General features: G+C 59.6%; 12 protein-coding genes. 7 read left to right on the top strand and 5 right to left on the bottom strand.

Translation table 11 applies throughout. The annotated features are described in order from the left end of the window. The first annotated feature begins 90 nt into the window (after positions 1-90). Positions 91-1,239 carry an aldo/keto reductase gene (locus Q0K10_RS01590; RefSeq protein WP_294502277.1) on the top strand — a complete coding sequence of 383 codons (1,149 nt, stop codon included), beginning with the start codon at positions 91-93 and terminating at the stop codon, positions 1,237-1,239. A 5-nt stretch (positions 1,240-1,244) separates the two neighbouring features. Continuing rightward, on the top strand, positions 1,245-3,230 hold the full coding sequence (locus tag Q0K10_RS01585) for a hypothetical protein (protein WP_294502275.1): 1,986 nt from the start codon (positions 1,245-1,247) through the stop codon (positions 3,228-3,230). A gap of 82 nt (positions 3,231-3,312) precedes the next feature. Here the strand turns inward: Q0K10_RS01585 and Q0K10_RS01580 are convergent, their stop codons facing one another. The 4 genes from Q0K10_RS01580 to Q0K10_RS01565 are packed head-to-tail and all read right to left on the bottom strand — an operon-like array spanning position 3,313 to position 8,547. Next, positions 3,313-5,343, bottom strand: coding sequence for a 2Fe-2S iron-sulfur cluster binding domain-containing protein (locus Q0K10_RS01580; protein ID WP_294502273.1), 2,031 nt, complete (start codon positions 5,341-5,343; stop codon positions 3,313-3,315). Between the two features lie 33 nt (positions 5,344-5,376). Then, positions 5,377-7,287 carry an NADH-quinone oxidoreductase subunit NuoF gene (locus Q0K10_RS01575; RefSeq protein WP_294502271.1) on the bottom strand — a complete coding sequence of 637 codons (1,911 nt, stop codon included), beginning with the start codon at positions 7,285-7,287 and terminating at the stop codon, positions 5,377-5,379. 25 nt (positions 7,288-7,312) lie between these two features. Continuing rightward, positions 7,313-7,834 (bottom strand): NAD(P)H-dependent oxidoreductase subunit E, encoded by a 522-nt coding sequence (locus Q0K10_RS01570; RefSeq protein ID WP_294502269.1) that lies wholly within the window; start codon positions 7,832-7,834, stop codon positions 7,313-7,315. A 59-nt stretch (positions 7,835-7,893) separates the two neighbouring features. Then, complete coding sequence (locus Q0K10_RS01565) at positions 7,894-8,547, bottom strand: redox-sensing transcriptional repressor Rex (protein ID WP_294502267.1); 654 nt, start codon at positions 8,545-8,547, stop codon at positions 7,894-7,896. Positions 8,548-9,086: 539 nt separating this feature from the next. On the opposite strand from Q0K10_RS01565, the gene rpmF reads away from it, so the two are divergent. Genes rpmF through Q0K10_RS01550 form a run of 3 tightly spaced genes read left to right on the top strand, consistent with a single transcriptional unit; the run spans position 9,087 to position 11,397 of the window. Then, positions 9,087-9,266, top strand: a complete 180-nt coding sequence (gene rpmF / locus Q0K10_RS01560; protein WP_294502265.1) for a 50S ribosomal protein L32 — start codon at positions 9,087-9,089, stop codon at positions 9,264-9,266. A gap of 33 nt (positions 9,267-9,299) precedes the next feature. After that, on the top strand, positions 9,300-10,379 hold the full coding sequence (gene plsX / locus Q0K10_RS01555; protein ID WP_294502263.1) for a phosphate acyltransferase PlsX: 1,080 nt from the start codon (positions 9,300-9,302) through the stop codon (positions 10,377-10,379). Positions 10,380-10,407: 28 nt separating this feature from the next. After that, positions 10,408-11,397: a beta-ketoacyl-ACP synthase III gene (locus Q0K10_RS01550; protein WP_294502261.1), complete on the top strand. Its 990-nt coding sequence runs from the start codon at positions 10,408-10,410 to the stop codon at positions 11,395-11,397. A gap of 79 nt (positions 11,398-11,476) precedes the next feature. On the opposite strand, the gene Q0K10_RS01545 is transcribed toward Q0K10_RS01550, so the two are convergent. After that, positions 11,477-13,519, bottom strand: coding sequence for a hypothetical protein (locus Q0K10_RS01545; RefSeq protein ID WP_294502259.1), 2,043 nt, complete (start codon positions 13,517-13,519; stop codon positions 11,477-11,479). Positions 13,520-13,693: 174 nt separating this feature from the next. Here Q0K10_RS01545 and Q0K10_RS01540 point away from each other — a divergent pair, with 174 nt between their 5' ends. Together Q0K10_RS01540 and Q0K10_RS01535 are read left to right on the top strand one after the other, a co-directional pair. Next, on the top strand, positions 13,694-13,966 hold the full coding sequence (locus Q0K10_RS01540) for a hypothetical protein (RefSeq protein ID WP_294502257.1): 273 nt from the start codon (positions 13,694-13,696) through the stop codon (positions 13,964-13,966). Then, on the top strand, positions 13,950-14,822 hold the full coding sequence (locus Q0K10_RS01535; protein WP_294502255.1) for a radical SAM protein: 873 nt from the start codon (positions 13,950-13,952) through the stop codon (positions 14,820-14,822). The genes Q0K10_RS01540 and Q0K10_RS01535 overlap by 17 nt, the downstream gene beginning before the upstream one ends. The last annotated feature ends 6 nt before the right edge of the window (positions 14,823-14,828 follow it).

Raw genomic sequence — 14,828 nt, 5'->3', positions numbered from 1 at the left:
GAAAATATCTTTTTTCACTCATAAAACAATTTGCACTTCCGGCAAAGTACATCTATACTTTCCAAACACATGTTATGGAGAGCAATCATCATGCAATTTCGCAAATTCGGAAACACCGGTTTTGAAATTTCCGCGCTGGGGTTCGGTGCGATGCGCCTGCCCGTGGCCAACGTTCCTTTTGACGGCCCCGAACCTGATCTGGAGCCGGCCGTCGAACTGCTCTGCCGCGGTTTTGAGGCGGGCATCAATTATGTGGACACCGCCTATTTCTACCTGAACGGCTGGAGCGAGATCGCCGTCGGCCGCGCCCTCAAACGGAATCACTGGCGCGACAAAGTACGACTCTCAACCAAACTTCCGCTCGGACACATGAAGTGCGCGGATGATTTTTTCCGCATTCTCGAACACCAGCTGCGCAAACTCGATACCGATCACATCGACTTCTACCACCTGCACGGAATCGGAGAATCCGCACTCAGCGGCCCGATCCGGGAGTTCCGAATCTTCGAGCAGGCGGCGAAAGCACGCGACCGCGGCATGATCCGGCACTTGAGTTTCTCTTTCCACGACCGCCCCGAGGCGATGAAAACCCTGATCGACACGGGGGAGTTCTCATCTGTGCTCTTTCAGTACAATCTGCTCGATACCGCAAACGAGGAGATGATCGCCTACGCGGCGGGAAAAGGCCTCGGGACGGTGGCAATGGGGCCGGTCGGCGGAGGCAGGCTCGCGTTTGCAGGCGGAGTTTTCGAGGACGCCCTCGGCGGCAAGTTCACAACACCGGAATTAGCCCTCCGATTCGTGCTGTCGAATCCGAATCTCTGCTGCGCGCTCTCCGGCATGGGGAATCCGGAGATGGTCGACGATAATGTGCGCGTCGCCTCCGATCCGGCGCCGCTCTCGGCATCGGAACTCTCCGCCCTCGCGCAGGTTCGTGAAAAATGTGCGGAACTGCGAAACGTCTACTGCACCGGCTGCAACTACTGCGGTCCCTCCTGCCCGAAGCATGTCGCGATTCCGGCGGTTCTCGAAGCGCTGATTTACGACCGGGTCTACGGATTTCATGAGCACGCCCGTGAACGGTACCGGAAAATCGGCACCGATCCGAACAAGCAGGAGGCGAATGCCTCGGCCTGTGTCCACTGCGGAGTGTGCGAGACAAAGTGTCCGCAAAAACTGCCGATCCGGAAGTACCTGACTGAAGCGGCTGAACTTCTCTCCCAACCGGCGCGGAAATAACGGCAATGGATCAATTCGCCCAGGGAATGCTTGGAGCCCTCCTCTCGGGAACCTGTCTGGCAGCCCAGCTGCCGGTGTTGCTGGCCGCCTTTTTCTGGGCGAAGCGGTTTCGCCCGATAAGCGGCTTTGAGCAGCTGACCGTCGCGGGGGTGCTCTACATCCTGCTGACGACGACGATCACCGGCATTCTCGGGCTGTTCGGAGTCCTCTCTTCGGGGGCGCTTTTCATCGCATCCTGGTGTCTGGGCGGCGTTGCTCTGGTCACGGAGCGGGAACGGCGTGATCCGCCGCTTCCGCGCCGGAAATGGACGATTCCGGAACTCGGCCTGCTGCTGATGACCGGAGGACTCGCACTCTATCAGTATTCGGCATTTCTGCTGCTGCCGCCGATCGGGACAGATGCGTTGATCTATCATCTTTACTATCCCGCGCTCTGGCTGACGGAGGGAGGGATCGAGCGCGTCACCCAGCCGGGCCTGATGACCTCCAGCTATCCCTGCTACGGCGAACTGGTCTACGCCTGGCAGATGGGAGTGGTGGAATCGGATTTCTTCGCGAAGAATTTTCAATTTTTCTTTCTGCTGGCGGCCTGCTGCGGCTGTGCGGCGGGATTGAGGGCGGTCGGATTCCGCCGGATGGAAGCGCTGGCCGCGGCATCGCTGCTGGGTTGTTCCGGCGTTATTTTCCGCAATGCCGTCGTCTCGAATACCGACCTCATGGTGGGAGCCGGCATTCTGTGCGGAGTGGCTCTCTTCTGCTGCGGGGCCCGACGGAAGCGTCACGCCATGATCGTCCTCGGCGGAATCTGTTTCGGTTTCGCGGCGGGAACCAAATATCTCGGACTGCTGCTCGCACCGCCCGCCCTGCTCTTCTTCGGCGCAGTGCTCTGGGGATTCAAACCGCAGTGTCGCCGGGCTCTTCTTCTGGCGGCAATGGCGGGATTTCTGGCGGCGATCCCGTGCTTCGTGGCCAACTGGATCGAAACCGGCAATCCGTTTTATCCGGTCTCCATCGGCTTCGGCGCTTCCATGCAGGTGGATGCACCACCGGTCGGATTGCACGCAGCGGCCTGGAGCTTTTTCGTCAACGACGGTCAGAACAATCTCAATGTCTACAACGCAGTCATCCTTCTCGGAGTGATCCTCCTGGCAGGAATCCGGCCGCTGCTGCCGTGGAGACGAAAACCCGGTATCACCATTTTCGCCCCGGCGTTCCTCGCGGCGGGAACCGTGCTGCTCTTCCTGATCGAACTCCAATTCTACCCGTCAATGACCCAGCCGCGCCAGATCATTCCGGTGGCAATGCTGGCGGCGGGATGCAGTGCGGCACTTTTCCGGCAGCTCCGCCATCCTCTTCTGATTCTCACGGCGGCGGTCATTCTCGGCTTGCTCTGCTCGTTTCGTCAACTCAACTATTTCGAACACGGGTTGCAAATTCTGCTCTGGGGCTGCGCAACCGCGGCCTTCTGCCTGATTCTGAATCGCCTCTCCCGCAAGTGGCAGCGGTGGAGTTTCTCCGCGGCGGCGGTCATCGCTTTCGGCATTTATGCGGGTTTCCAGTTTGCGGGGGCCAATGCGGCGGCATCCTTCCTGCGCAGTGAATTCATCTCACGCGAGGACGAGGAGTGCCGTGAACTGCTGCGGAAACTCGCCCCGGAAGGAGCTGTTGTCGCCTACTGCGGCGCCCATTACTACCAGATGCTCGGCGACCGCTGGCAGAATCGAATTCTTTCGATTCCCGTGACCGAATCCGGAAAAACCGAAAATCACGATTATCCGAACTGGAACGCCATGCGCAGTCCCGGCGCCTATTCCACCTACCTCCGGCGATTGTTCGACCACAACGTCTCGTTCCTGATTTGCGACACCCGGACATTCGCAGCACCGAATCCGGAAATCGAGGTGAACTGGGCGCTCGCCCATCCGGAAACCTTCCGGCCCCTCCTGATGCGCAACGGTTTCTACTGTTTCGCCGTCCGGAAAAACCGGTAAGGCGTTCTTCCCCCTCCCCCCGGAAAAGAAAAGCCGCGCTGCGGGTTTCCCCGCAACGCGGCAGTCGTGTTCTGTTCCGGAATTACCGGGAGAACGCGTTCTCGATCGCGCGCTTCACCTCGGAGAAGGTCACTTCCACGGAGTCATTGCGCGGAATGACCACATCGCCGACGGTCACGGAGATCGTTCCATCCGCCTCCGGGCGCGAACTGAACGCCGCATCGACGTTCACGCTGTCCGCCCAGTTCTTCTCTTTCACGAAAGCGACCACGCGCCCGAGCAGCTCCTGGCCGGGGCAGTGACTCTGTTTCGTGCAGATCGTCACGCAGATCGGGAGCGCATCTTCCTTCTTGCTGCGCAGAATCGGACTCTTCGCATCGAAGAGCTGGCTGCGGTTCTGGTAGTGCGTGTGCAGCCGGGTGTGCGCCTCATGCGAACCGGGACGCCCGCCGAAACTTTCGGCATAGCACTTGTCCACCCAGTAGTTGTCCTGCGGCTTCTGAACCTGACGACCCTTGTCGGTATCGTACAACCCCGCGGCACGCTTCTGCCGGAAATCCTTGTCATGCGAAATCGGCTGACCGCCGCCCGCGACACAGCCGCCCGGACAGGCCATGACTTCAACGAAGTCGTAAACCACCTTGCCCGCCTTCATCTCCTCGATGAGTTTGCGCGCATTGCCGAGACCATGGACGACCGCGATGCGCAGCTTCTTGCCGGCGACTTCAAGCGTCGCCTCCTTGCGGGGAGCGAGTCCACGGGTCATTTTGAAGTCGATCGGACTTATCGGGTCTCCGGAGATCTTCTCGACCGCGAACCGCAGCGCCGCTTCCATCACACCGCCCGTCGCGCCGAAGATCACGCCGCCGCCGGTCGAGAAACCGAGCGGCATGTCGAACGCCGACGGCTCAAGTTCGTTCATCTGGATGCCCATCGACTGAATCATCTGGGCAAGCTCGTTCGTCGTGAGCACATAATCGACATCCGGACGACCGTCCTGCGAAAACTTCGGCAGCTGCGCCTCAAACTTCTTGGCGGTACACGGCATGACCGAAACCACCACCAGGTTCTCCGGCTTCACACCGAGCCTGGTCGGCAGCGTCTTGCGGGCCACGGAGCCGAAGATCGCCTGCGGCGAACGCGTCGTGGAGATGTTCGGCAGCAGTTCCGGATAGTAGGTTTCCGCAAACTTCACCCAGCCCGGGCAGCAGCTCGTGAACATCGGCAGAACGCCGTTGTTGCCGACCCGGTCGAGGAATTCCGTCGCCTCTTCGAAAATCGTCATATCGGCGGCGAAACAGGTGTCGTAAATTTCATCGAAACCGAGAATCTTCATGGCCGTCACCATCTTGCGGGCGACGTTCTCTCCCATACCGAAGCCGCCGAGCTTCTCGCCGAGAGCCACGCGGACCGCCGGAGCAACCTGCGCAACCACGATCTTGTCCGGATCATAGATCGCATCCCAGACCTGGTCGATGTTGCTCTTCGCGACGATCGCACCGGTCGGGCAGACCTGCGCACACTGGCCGCAGTTCACACACTCCACTTCCGCGAGTTTGCTGTCGAACGCCGGGACCACCCGCGCATTCGACCCGCGGCACGCGAAATCAAGCGCGCCAACCGACTGCACCTCGGCGCAGACCCGCACGCAGTCGCCGCAGAGCACGCACTTGTTCGGATCACGAACCAGCGACGGACTCGAATCATCGATCGGCAGATCCTTCACGGTCTGCTTGTAACGAACCTCGTGCACACCGAGTTTGCGGGCGATGTCCTGCAGCGAGCAGTTCGCACTGCGCTGGCAGCTCGGGCACTCACGCTTGTGGCTCGCGAGCAGCAGCTCGACATTGATTTTGCGCATGTTGCGGATCGCCTTCGTATCGGTAAAGATCACCATGCCGGGCTCGGGTCTGGTCGAGCACGAAGCCATGATGCCACGGCCCTTCACGTCCACCAGGCAGAGACGGCACGCACCGTAAATCGACAGCTCCGAATGGTAGCAGAAAGTCGGGATGTCGATGCCCGCCTTGCGAATCAGCTCGAGCAGATTGCGCTCGCCCGCGATCTCGATCTCGCGGTTATTGACAAACAGCGTCTTTTTTTCTTCACTCATTTTATTTTATGCTCCAGGGCTGAGATTGATTGCTTAAAGGCCGATAATCGCACCGAACTTGCACGCCGCCTTGCAGGCGCCGCACTTGATGCACTTGTCAGCGTCGATGACGTGAACTTCCTTGATCTTGCCGGTGATCGCTCCGACCGGGCACTTGCGCGCACAAGCTGTGCAGCCTTTGCATTTGTCGGCCAGAATTTCCGGACGGGCAAGTGCCTTGCATTCGCCGGCGGGGCAGCACTTCTTGAGCACGTGCGCCTCGTACTCATCGCGGAAGTAACGCAGCGTCGAAAGCACCGGATTCGGCGCAGTCTTGCCGAGGCCGCAGAGCGAGCCGAGCTGAACCGCCTTGGCGGTCTCCTCAAGCAGCTCGAGCGTGTGCCGGTCGGCGCGCCCCTCGATGATGTCGTCGAGCAGCGCAAGCATCTGGCGCGTGCCCTCACGGCACGGAACGCACTTGCCGCACGACTCGTTCTGCGTGAACTGCATGAAGAACCGCGCGATCTTCACGATGCAGGTCTGTTTGTTCATGACCACGAGTCCGCCGGAACCGACCATCGCGCCGACGCTCTTGAGCGAATCGAAGTCGAGCGGAAGGTCAAGCATTTCCGGAGTCAAACAGCCGCCGGACGGTCCGCCGATCTGCACGGCCTTGAAATCCTCATTCGTGATCTCGCCGGCATTGTTGGTCACGCCGCCGCCGATATTGTAGACGATCTCGCGCAGCGTCGTGCCGAACGGAACCTCGATGAGACCCGTGTTCGCAACGTGTCCGGTGAGAGCGAAGGTTTTCGTGCCGGGAGACTTCTCGGTACCGACCGACCGGTACTGTTCCGGCCCCTTGTAGAAGATGCCCGGAACCGACGCAAGCGTCTCGACGTTGTTGATGACCGTCGGCTTGCCCCAGAGACCGCACTGAGCCGGGAACGGCGGTTTCGGACGCGGCATGCCGCGCTTGCCCTCGATCGACGCAATGAGCGCGGTCTCCTCGCCGCAGACGAACGCACCGGCACCTTCCATCACAGTGACCCGGAAACTGAAATCACTGCCGAACAGATGGTCGCCGAGCACGCCGATCTCCTCGGCGTCCTTCACGGCGGCACGCATACGCTCGACCGCGAGCGGATATTCGGCGCGGACGTAGACATAACCCTCATCGGCGCCGATCGCACGGGCGGCAATCATCATTCCCTCGATCACCGCATGCGGATTGCCTTCCATGACCGAACGGTCCATGAACGCGCCCGGGTCGCCTTCGTCGCCGTTGCAGATGACATATTTCTTATTGTTCTGCGAAGCGAGCGTGAACTTCCACTTGAGACCGGTCGGGAAACCGCCGCCGCCGCGGCCGCGCAGCCCGGAGTCGATCGCGGTCTGGCAGACCTCTTCGGGCTTCATCTCCAGAACCGCCTTGCGCGCACCGAAGTAGCCTCCCCGGGCGATATATTCACGCACGTCGCCCGGCTCGATGCGGCAGTTTGCGAGGACCACGCGCTTCTGGCGGTGGTAGAACGGGATCTCGGCGTCACCCTTGCAGCGGCAGTTGCCGTTTTTGTGGTCGACATAGAGCAGACGCTCGATCACTTCGCCGTGGCGGAGCGTCCGTTCGACGATCTCGGGGACGTCGGCGATCTTGACTTTCGTGTAGAGGATGTCGCCCGGCTCGATGTGGAGCAGCGGTCCCATCTGGCAGAATCCCTGGCAGCCGGACTTTGAAATGTAGGTTTCGTCTTTCTTCGTATCCTCGGTCTTGACTTCGAGGGTCACATCGATTCCGGTTTTTTCAAGTTCCTTCGCAAGCGCGTCGCGAACATCGAGGGAGCCGTTGGCCACGCAACCGGTGCCGCCGCAGATGATGATGCGGCGCTTGACGTTTTCATAGGCTTTCTTATAATCCGCTGCGATTTTATCAAGATCGACGGCTTTGACGGTATCAGTACTCATTTTCTCTCTTCTCTCCGGTCGGGGGTTACAAATTGGCGGCCGCGGCCTTTTCTTCCGCGAGGATCTGGTCGATGATCTCATCGGTCTTATCCGGGGTCATCTGGCCGTGAACCGAGTCGTTGACCAGCATCACCGGGGCGAGTCCGCAGGCGCCGAGGCAGCTGACGGTTTCAATGGTGAAAAGCAAATCGTCAGTCGTGCGCTTCTCGTCGGAGAGCTTGAGCTTCTCGTAGAGAGCATGCAGAATGCTGTGGGACTTCTTCACATGGCAGGCGGTTCCGTCGCACAGTTTGATGATGTACTTGCCCTTCGGCTGCATCGAGAAGTGCGCGTAGAAGGTCGCGACACCGTAGACGCGCGAAGGCGGAACGCCGATGCTCGTGGCGACGTAGCTGATCATGTCCTTGGAGAGGTACTTGTAGACCGCCTGAACCTCCTGGAGAATCGGAATCAACCGTCCTTCGGAGTAGTGGTTCTTCTCCAGAATCTTGTTGACCGCGGCGAGATGATCGATCATCGCCTGGGTGGTTTCGATGGTTTCCTGCATTTTGGCTCCTTGTACCTTTTCTCTATTCTGATTTATAGAAACGAACGAATCGACTTACCTCAATCCTGTGCATCCTCTTCGAGGAGCTTCCGGCTCATTTTGACGGAAAGCACCGCAAAACCTCCGGCGATCACTTCGCGCTGAACAATTACGTCATCGGGCACTTTCAAGCTGACGTTTGCGAAATTCCAGATCGCCTTGATTCCGCCGGCGACCATCCGGTCGGCGATGTCCTGAGCCTGATCGGCGGGGACGCAGATGATCCCCATCCGCACCTGAAGCCGCCGCGTCAGCTCTTCCAGCCGGTCGATATCGAAAACGCTCCGGCCGCGCACCTCGGTACCGACCTTCAGCGGATCCGCATCAAATGCGGCGATGATCCGCAGCCCGTACTCTTCAAACCCCTCATATCCCATCAGGGCGCTGCCGAGCGCGCCCGCACCGACCAGAACCGCTTCGGACACATTGTTCCAGTTCAAATACCGCTTGATCGCATCAATCAGTTCGCGCACCTTGTAGCCGACGCCCGGCTGACCCGTCACCCCGGTCAAAGCCAGATCCTTGCGGATGACGATCTCACCAAGATTCATATACCGGGCCAGCTCCGGAGTAGCCACAATCTCAATCCCGGCCTTGCGCATTTCGGACAACTTATAAAGGTAAGTAGGCAGCCGCCGGATCGTCGGCAGCTTCGGCACCTTCACATTCGCCATACCAGTCCATCAACTCCTGATTAGAAGCGTATAACCCGCCCGTTCACAATGCGGGCTGACCGGATCTGCGTCGGTCAGCCTGCTCCTTCATGGCCGATTTATCCGTACGGCCCTCCATTTAAAATATCACCTTTCAGCCGAATGTCAAGGCATTCGGGACTTTATTATCGATATTTTTTTATCTAAATTAGATATTTTTTTATCGATCGAGATTAAATGGCGAAGTTTCAGGGAATTACTGAAAAACGGGACCATGCGGCCGCAACTGCCGGAACGCCGCAGTCAGTCACCGGAAGGTCAGGCGGCCGCGGGAACACATCCGGGGTCGGACGAGACATGTCCGGGAGGGGAAAAGAGGAGCAACCACCGGGGAACTGCAATAAAAAACCCGGGGTTAACTCGTTCACATTTGTGTTTTTATCAATAAATCTGCATCTCCCGGTCTTGAAAATTTTGTGAACGGTGATATATTCTACACTCTGTATGAATTCGGATGAAAACGGATAAACGAGAAATCAACGATATAAGGAGTTGTTAAAATGGCTGTTCCGAAAAGAAAAACCTCCCGTATGAAGAGACGTCAGCGCAAGGCCGCGAACCGCTACGAAGGCGTGCAGGCGACCTTCTGCACGAACTGCTCCGCTCCGGCGACGCCGCACCGGGTCTGCCCCTCCTGCGGCTGCTACAACGGCAAGCAGATTCTGAACGTCGAAGCGTAAGTTTGCCCTGAATTCGGAGGAGATCAGGAGCAGATGAAGATTGCGGTAGACGCGATGGGTGCGGACTACGGCCCCGGTCCGGTGATCGAAGGCGTGGTCATGGCACTGTCCGACTATCCGGAATGTGAGTTCGTGCTGGTCGGACACTCCGGCAAACTGCCGTTTTATCTGGAGAAATACGGTATTGCCGGCCATCCCCGGATCTCCGTAGTGCACGCCGAAACGGTGTGCGAAATGTCGGAACCCTCTACGACTTCGCTGCGCGCGAAGAAGAACTGTTCCATTACGGTCTGCGCCCGGCTGCTGAAAGAGAAGGCGGTAGACGCCATGGTGACGCCGGGTCACACCGGTGCGACCGTGGCGGCGACGAAGGTTCTGGTGAGAACTCTCCCGGGTGTGGACCGCCCCGCTCTGGCGGCGAGTCTGCCGACGCAGAACGGGAAACGGTTTCTGCTCGTTGACGCAGGAGCGAATATCGAGTGCACGCCGGTGAACATCGTTCAGTTCGCAATTCTCGGTGAAGTTTATGCGCAGTATCTGTTCCGGCTTGATTCGCCGCGTGTCAGTCTCCTCTCCGTCGGCGGCGAGGATATCAAGGGGAACGATCTCACGAAGGAGTCGTTCAAGCTGCTGGGAAAACGCAGCCAGTTGAATTTCGTCGGAAACGTCGAGGCGAACGTGATCTTTGAAAATGTCGCGGACGTGCTCATCGCCGACGGCTTCTCCGGCAACGTGATGCTCAAAGGCGTCGAGGGGCTTGCGAAATCCGTCATGTTCTGGCTCAAGCGCGTACTCTCCAAAAATGCGCTTCGCATGACCGGTGCGATGCTGGCGAAAAATGCGTTCATCGAGCTCAAATCATTCGGTGACGCCGACGATATCGGCGGTGCTCCGCTGCTCGGTCTCAACGGCATCTGCATCATCGGGCACGGTTCTTCGAGTCCGAAGGCGGTCCGGAGCGCGATCAGGGTGGCCTGTGAATGCGTCGAATTCGGCCTTAATGACAGAATTGCCGCCCGCATCAATGAAACCGGCAGCAACACCGCGGAACTGGAGGAAGAGCTGGCAGAGGAAAAGAAGCAGCGGCCCGGCGGCAGCTCCGCCGGCCGGTAGAAGATCAATCTCAGCACAAGGAAGTGACATGAGCATCAGGATAGCAGGAACCGGATCCTATGTTCCGGATCGGATTTTAACCAACGCGGATCTCGAGAAGATGGTCGAGACCAGTGACGAGTGGATCCGCACCCGCACCGGCATTGAAGAGCGCCACATCGCCGCGCCGGATCAGCCCACGAGCGATCTCGCGTACCGGGCGAGTCTGAAAGCGCTGGAAATGGCCGGGATCACCGGCGAGCAGATTGATGCGATCGTCGTGGCGACGATCACTCCGGATTATGTTTTCCCGAGCACCGGCTGCGTACTTCAGGATCGCCTCGGGGCGAAAGGGGCGTTCTGCTTCGACCTGGAAGCGGCCTGTTCCGGGCTGCTCTACTCGCTGGAGGTCGCATACTCCCTCATGAAAACCCACCCGCAACGGTACAAACATGTGCTGGTGATCGGGGCGGAAAAACTCTCCTGCATCACGGACTGGACGAATCGCAACACCTGTGTGCTCTTCGGCGACGGCGCCGGAGCGGTTCTTCTGGAGAACGACGGCTCCGACGGTCCGGACTGCGTGGTTGCGAGCGATCTGCACACGGACGGCGGTTACGGTGAAATTCTCAAGATGCCCGCAGGCGGCAGCCTTGCTCCCGCGAGCAAAGAGACGGTCGAAGCGCACGAGCACTTCATCCACATGGAGGGGAAAGAGGTGTTCAAACTCGCGGTAAACGCCATGGTCAATGCGGGGAAGACCGTCCTGGAAGAGGCCGGAATCACGCCGGAAGAGGTCAATCTGGTCGTCCCGCATCAGGCGAACAGTCGGATCATCTACGCGGTCGCGCCGCGGCTCGGCGTCCCGGACGAACGGGTGTTCATCAACATCAACCACTACGGCAACACCTCGGCGGCCTCGATCGGGCTCTGCCTCGACGAAGCGGTTCGCAGCGGGCGCATCAAAAAGGGGGACAACGTGCTCCTGACCGCGTTCGGCGGCGGCCTCACCTGGGGGGCGATGCTGCTCAAGTTCTGAGCGGACATTTTCCAGTAACGGGCAAACAGGCGACGGAGAGAATCCGCCGCCTGATTTTGTTTTCGGCGAAACGGCGCCGTCACTCGCGGATCGGCAACGTGAAGGAGACCTCCTCCCACGGGTCATCGCCCGCGCCGGGGCAGCGCACCTGAATCGCCGGGAGAGGTTTGAACGCTTCGCGGCTCTCCCAGCGGAACGTATTGGGAGGAACGCCCGGCAATCCCGTCAACCTCCGGCGCGAGAAAACCCGGTGGCGGCACGGAAACATTCCGAATTTGTATTCCATCGTCCCGGAACCATACGGGTCGGGCGGCAGATGGGGAAGCGTCTCCGGCAAAGAGCCGTACTGCCGCCGGGAAAGCTCCACATGGACCATCACCCGCAACGCCCGGCAATGGGCACGGAGTTTCCGGAGGGAACGCGACAGAATCCGGTCATCAGGGGCGATTGCGCCGCTCAGGAAAAGCGGCGGACTCTGAGACTCCGGATTGAGAAGCAGTCGGGCAAGGTCCGCTTTCTCCCTCAGGCCGTACCATCGGAGCTGCGGCAGCAGAAACCAGGTTGCGTTCAGCGGAAACGGATCGCTCCCATATGCACTGAAGTTCCCATCGGCAAAGAGGTCGCAAAACTCCAGAGCAGAAACCGCCTGACTGTACCGGAAACGTTCCAGCTGCGACTCCAGCGAGAGTTCCATCTCCTCTATTTCGGTTGCGAGGCGCTTCAACTCCCCGTCCGTCAGAATTCCGGATGCAAGCAGCATTCGGGAGCCGGCCAGTCGCAGTTCAACCAGATCAACCGGAAAAAACGCGCCGGTCAGCAGCTCCCGCCGAAGAAATTTCTCCGTAAGCCGGAGAGAGCGGTAAGCCGCAAGCGCCTCTTCCCGGTTTTCATTGACCAGAGAAAAATAGAGCCGCCAGAGCTGGAGTTTGAAAAAGAGTCGGCAACCCTGCTTCACCCCCGAACCGGTCCCACGAAACCATCCGCCGCGCCGGGACAGACGCGCCTCCGGGGGAATCGGCCCGGCAAGCAGCGCCTCCCATTCGGCCAGCGCGGGAGCGTGCCGGTTGAACCGCTCCCGCCAGAGAGCAAGATCGGCTTCCGGCATCGTCACACAGTCGGGCACGATGTTGAGCTCGGCCCATCCCTCGTTCTCCTCATCATCGCCGGGATGAAATGGAGAAGCCGCGTCGCACAATTGTCTCCAGCGTTCCAGCCAGACCGGATCCGGTGTTTCGCTGTCGCAACAGGTCTCCGCCAGCGCCTCCACCGTCACCGGCCGACCGAAACGGCATTCAAGCGCCGCGATTTCACGCGACACCTCGCGTCCCGCAACCGCTGTCAAAATGCAGAAAAGGAGAAAGACCGCACCGGAAACGCCCCACCAGACCGCCACGCCCAATCCGAACAGCGCGCGCAGACGAACGCCCTCCCGCCGTGCGAAAAAGAGCGCCGTCAAGATGTACCAGACGGTGAGAAAAAACAGAGCGGCGGCCTGCCAGAACATCCAACCGGACCCGGAAATTCCGAAGAACCACGAAAAAGCCTCCCCCGATCCGTGGAATCCGTACCCGCCCCGAAACAGCATCGCGTCATAATAGTAGAGCGGAATCAGCACCAGCACGCTCCCGACGCACCAGGAGAGCGCCGCGCCGAGCGCGCTCTTCCACCGGTCCGCACTGTGAAAGAGCGGCAGGACGGCCGGAAAAAACGCGAAAAAGACCCACACGGCAACCCACGCAGGAACGCCGATCTTCCACAAAAACAGCGAGAGGGCGATCCAGATCAGCCAGCACCAGAACGGGGAAAGAGGAGCGCGCGGGGCGAACTTCCGGAAAAACGCAAGCGTTGTCCATACGTAAAAAATGACGAAAGCCAATAGAATCCCCGCCCAGCCGACGAGAACAAGCCGGTCGACCCCGTCGAGATACCCGAGCCAGTTCCGGAGAGAGGCGTCGCCTCCATAACGAAGCGGATTTTCCAGACTGACGCCGCAGAATCCGAACATGAGAATCGCGAGTGATCCGAGAAGATAACAACCGCAGAGCAGCTGCGTCAATGCGTAAAAAGCGCCTCGTGCCGAAATATCCGGGAACAGAACTTTCCGCTTAATCGAACGCCACATTTCAGCGAACTCCCGTTTACGGAACACCGTCTCAACAATAAAATAAATGCAGAAAATCCGGTTGTCAAATGTCTTTCTGCAGATTTTTCCGACAACAAAAGAGAATTTGCACTTGAATTTCCAACAAAAAACGCTATTATGTTTTATATAATCATCAACCGGAGAGAGAACGCCATGAAATACCAGCTGAACAAGGCCGACCGGAACAGGCAGAAGCGGCTTGCCGCCGCGATCCGCAAAGGGCTGCCGCTCACCGGATTGCTCGCACTGCTCCCGCTTGCGGGCGGGTGCGATGAAGGCACCGCCCCTCTGTCGGGGGACATCGCGCCGGAGCAATCGACCGAAACAGTCGTCATTCGAGGAGAAATCGCCCCCGCCCCCCTGGCAGGAGTTCCGCCAAGACCTCCGACTGAACCATCCGCCGGAAGCGATGAAGAATCCCGCTGAGACAGAGCGCCCGAACGGAGAGGCATCAGCCACCGGCGCACTGCCGCCGTATCTGATTCTGGAACTCACGCGCCATTGCAACTTCCACTGTCCGTTCTGCTACTGCGTCTGGCACGAGTTCCCGGAACTTGCGAAGCGCGATCTGCCGACCCGCGCGTGGAAACGGATCATCGACCGGGCACTCGCAGGCGGCGTGAAGAGCCTGCTCTTCACGGGCGGCGAAATCCTCCTGAGGCGCGACGCGGAGGAACTTGTGCGCTACACGCGCGAACGGGCGCCCGAATGCGACCTCTCGCTCTTCACAAACGGCTCCCGGATGACCGAAGAGAGGCTGAAACGGTTCCGGAAACTGCGCGTCCGGCTCTGTACGAGCCTCCCCGGCTTGCGCACCTATGGGGCGATGACCGGGACGCGCCGGAGCTGCCTGCCGGTTCTGGAACTGCTCGCGCGCGCAAAAGAGCTGCGCTGGCCGTTCGACGTAAGTTTGACGGCAACCAGAGTCAACGCGCCGGAGTTCACCGACCTCTTCGCCGCGGCCGCAGTCGCGGGGGCGCGCACCATACAGGCCGGAGCGATGATGCTTGAGGGGCGCGGCCGAACCAGAACCGATCTCGCGCTGACGCCGCAGGAGTGGAACGCGCTGAAAGAGCAGATCCGCGCCCTGCCCGGCGGGAAAACCCGTTACCAGTTCTGCGATGAGATCCTCTGCGAATGTCGCGACCAGCCGCCGGAATATCTCGCTCATTACGGTCGCCCGGACGCCGTCCCCTGCCCTGCGGGGAAAACGTTCGGCGTCATCGGACCGAACGGAAAATTCCGCCGCTGTCTGCACACAGTGAATGACGCGCTGTGGTAAGGCGGA

The organism is uncultured Victivallis sp. (assembly GCF_944391105.1).
GTDB lineage: Bacteria > Verrucomicrobiota > Lentisphaeria > Victivallales > Victivallaceae > Victivallis.
Note: the sequence above shows the minus strand (reverse complement) of the source record. Positions and strands in the feature narration are given on the sequence as shown.

What these genes read in the sequence shown, in the direction of transcription:
- Q0K10_RS01550 (WP_294502261.1), top strand. Translation starts at nt 10,408, where the DNA reads ATGAGCATCAGGATAGCAGGAACCGGATCCTATGTTCCGGATCGGATT.
- Q0K10_RS01575 (WP_294502271.1), bottom strand. Translation starts at nt 7,287, where the DNA reads ATGAGTACTGATACCGTCAAAGCCGTCGATCTTGATAAAATCGCAGCG.
- Q0K10_RS01585 (WP_294502275.1), top strand. Translation starts at nt 1,245, where the DNA reads ATGGATCAATTCGCCCAGGGAATGCTTGGAGCCCTCCTCTCGGGAACC.
- Q0K10_RS01580 (WP_294502273.1), bottom strand. Translation starts at nt 5,343, where the DNA reads ATGAGTGAAGAAAAAAAGACGCTGTTTGTCAATAACCGCGAGATCGAG.
- Q0K10_RS01590 (WP_294502277.1), top strand. Translation starts at nt 91, where the DNA reads ATGCAATTTCGCAAATTCGGAAACACCGGTTTTGAAATTTCCGCGCTG.
- rpmF (WP_294502265.1), top strand. Translation starts at nt 9,087, where the DNA reads ATGGCTGTTCCGAAAAGAAAAACCTCCCGTATGAAGAGACGTCAGCGC.
- plsX (WP_294502263.1), top strand. Translation starts at nt 9,300, where the DNA reads ATGAAGATTGCGGTAGACGCGATGGGTGCGGACTACGGCCCCGGTCCG.
- Q0K10_RS01540 (WP_294502257.1), top strand. Translation starts at nt 13,694, where the DNA reads ATGAAATACCAGCTGAACAAGGCCGACCGGAACAGGCAGAAGCGGCTT.
- Q0K10_RS01545 (WP_294502259.1), bottom strand. Translation starts at nt 13,519, where the DNA reads ATGTGGCGTTCGATTAAGCGGAAAGTTCTGTTCCCGGATATTTCGGCA.
- Q0K10_RS01570 (WP_294502269.1), bottom strand. Translation starts at nt 7,834, where the DNA reads ATGCAGGAAACCATCGAAACCACCCAGGCGATGATCGATCATCTCGCC.
- Q0K10_RS01535 (WP_294502255.1), top strand. Translation starts at nt 13,950, where the DNA reads ATGAAGAATCCCGCTGAGACAGAGCGCCCGAACGGAGAGGCATCAGCC.
- Q0K10_RS01565 (WP_294502267.1), bottom strand. Translation starts at nt 8,547, where the DNA reads ATGGCGAATGTGAAGGTGCCGAAGCTGCCGACGATCCGGCGGCTGCCT.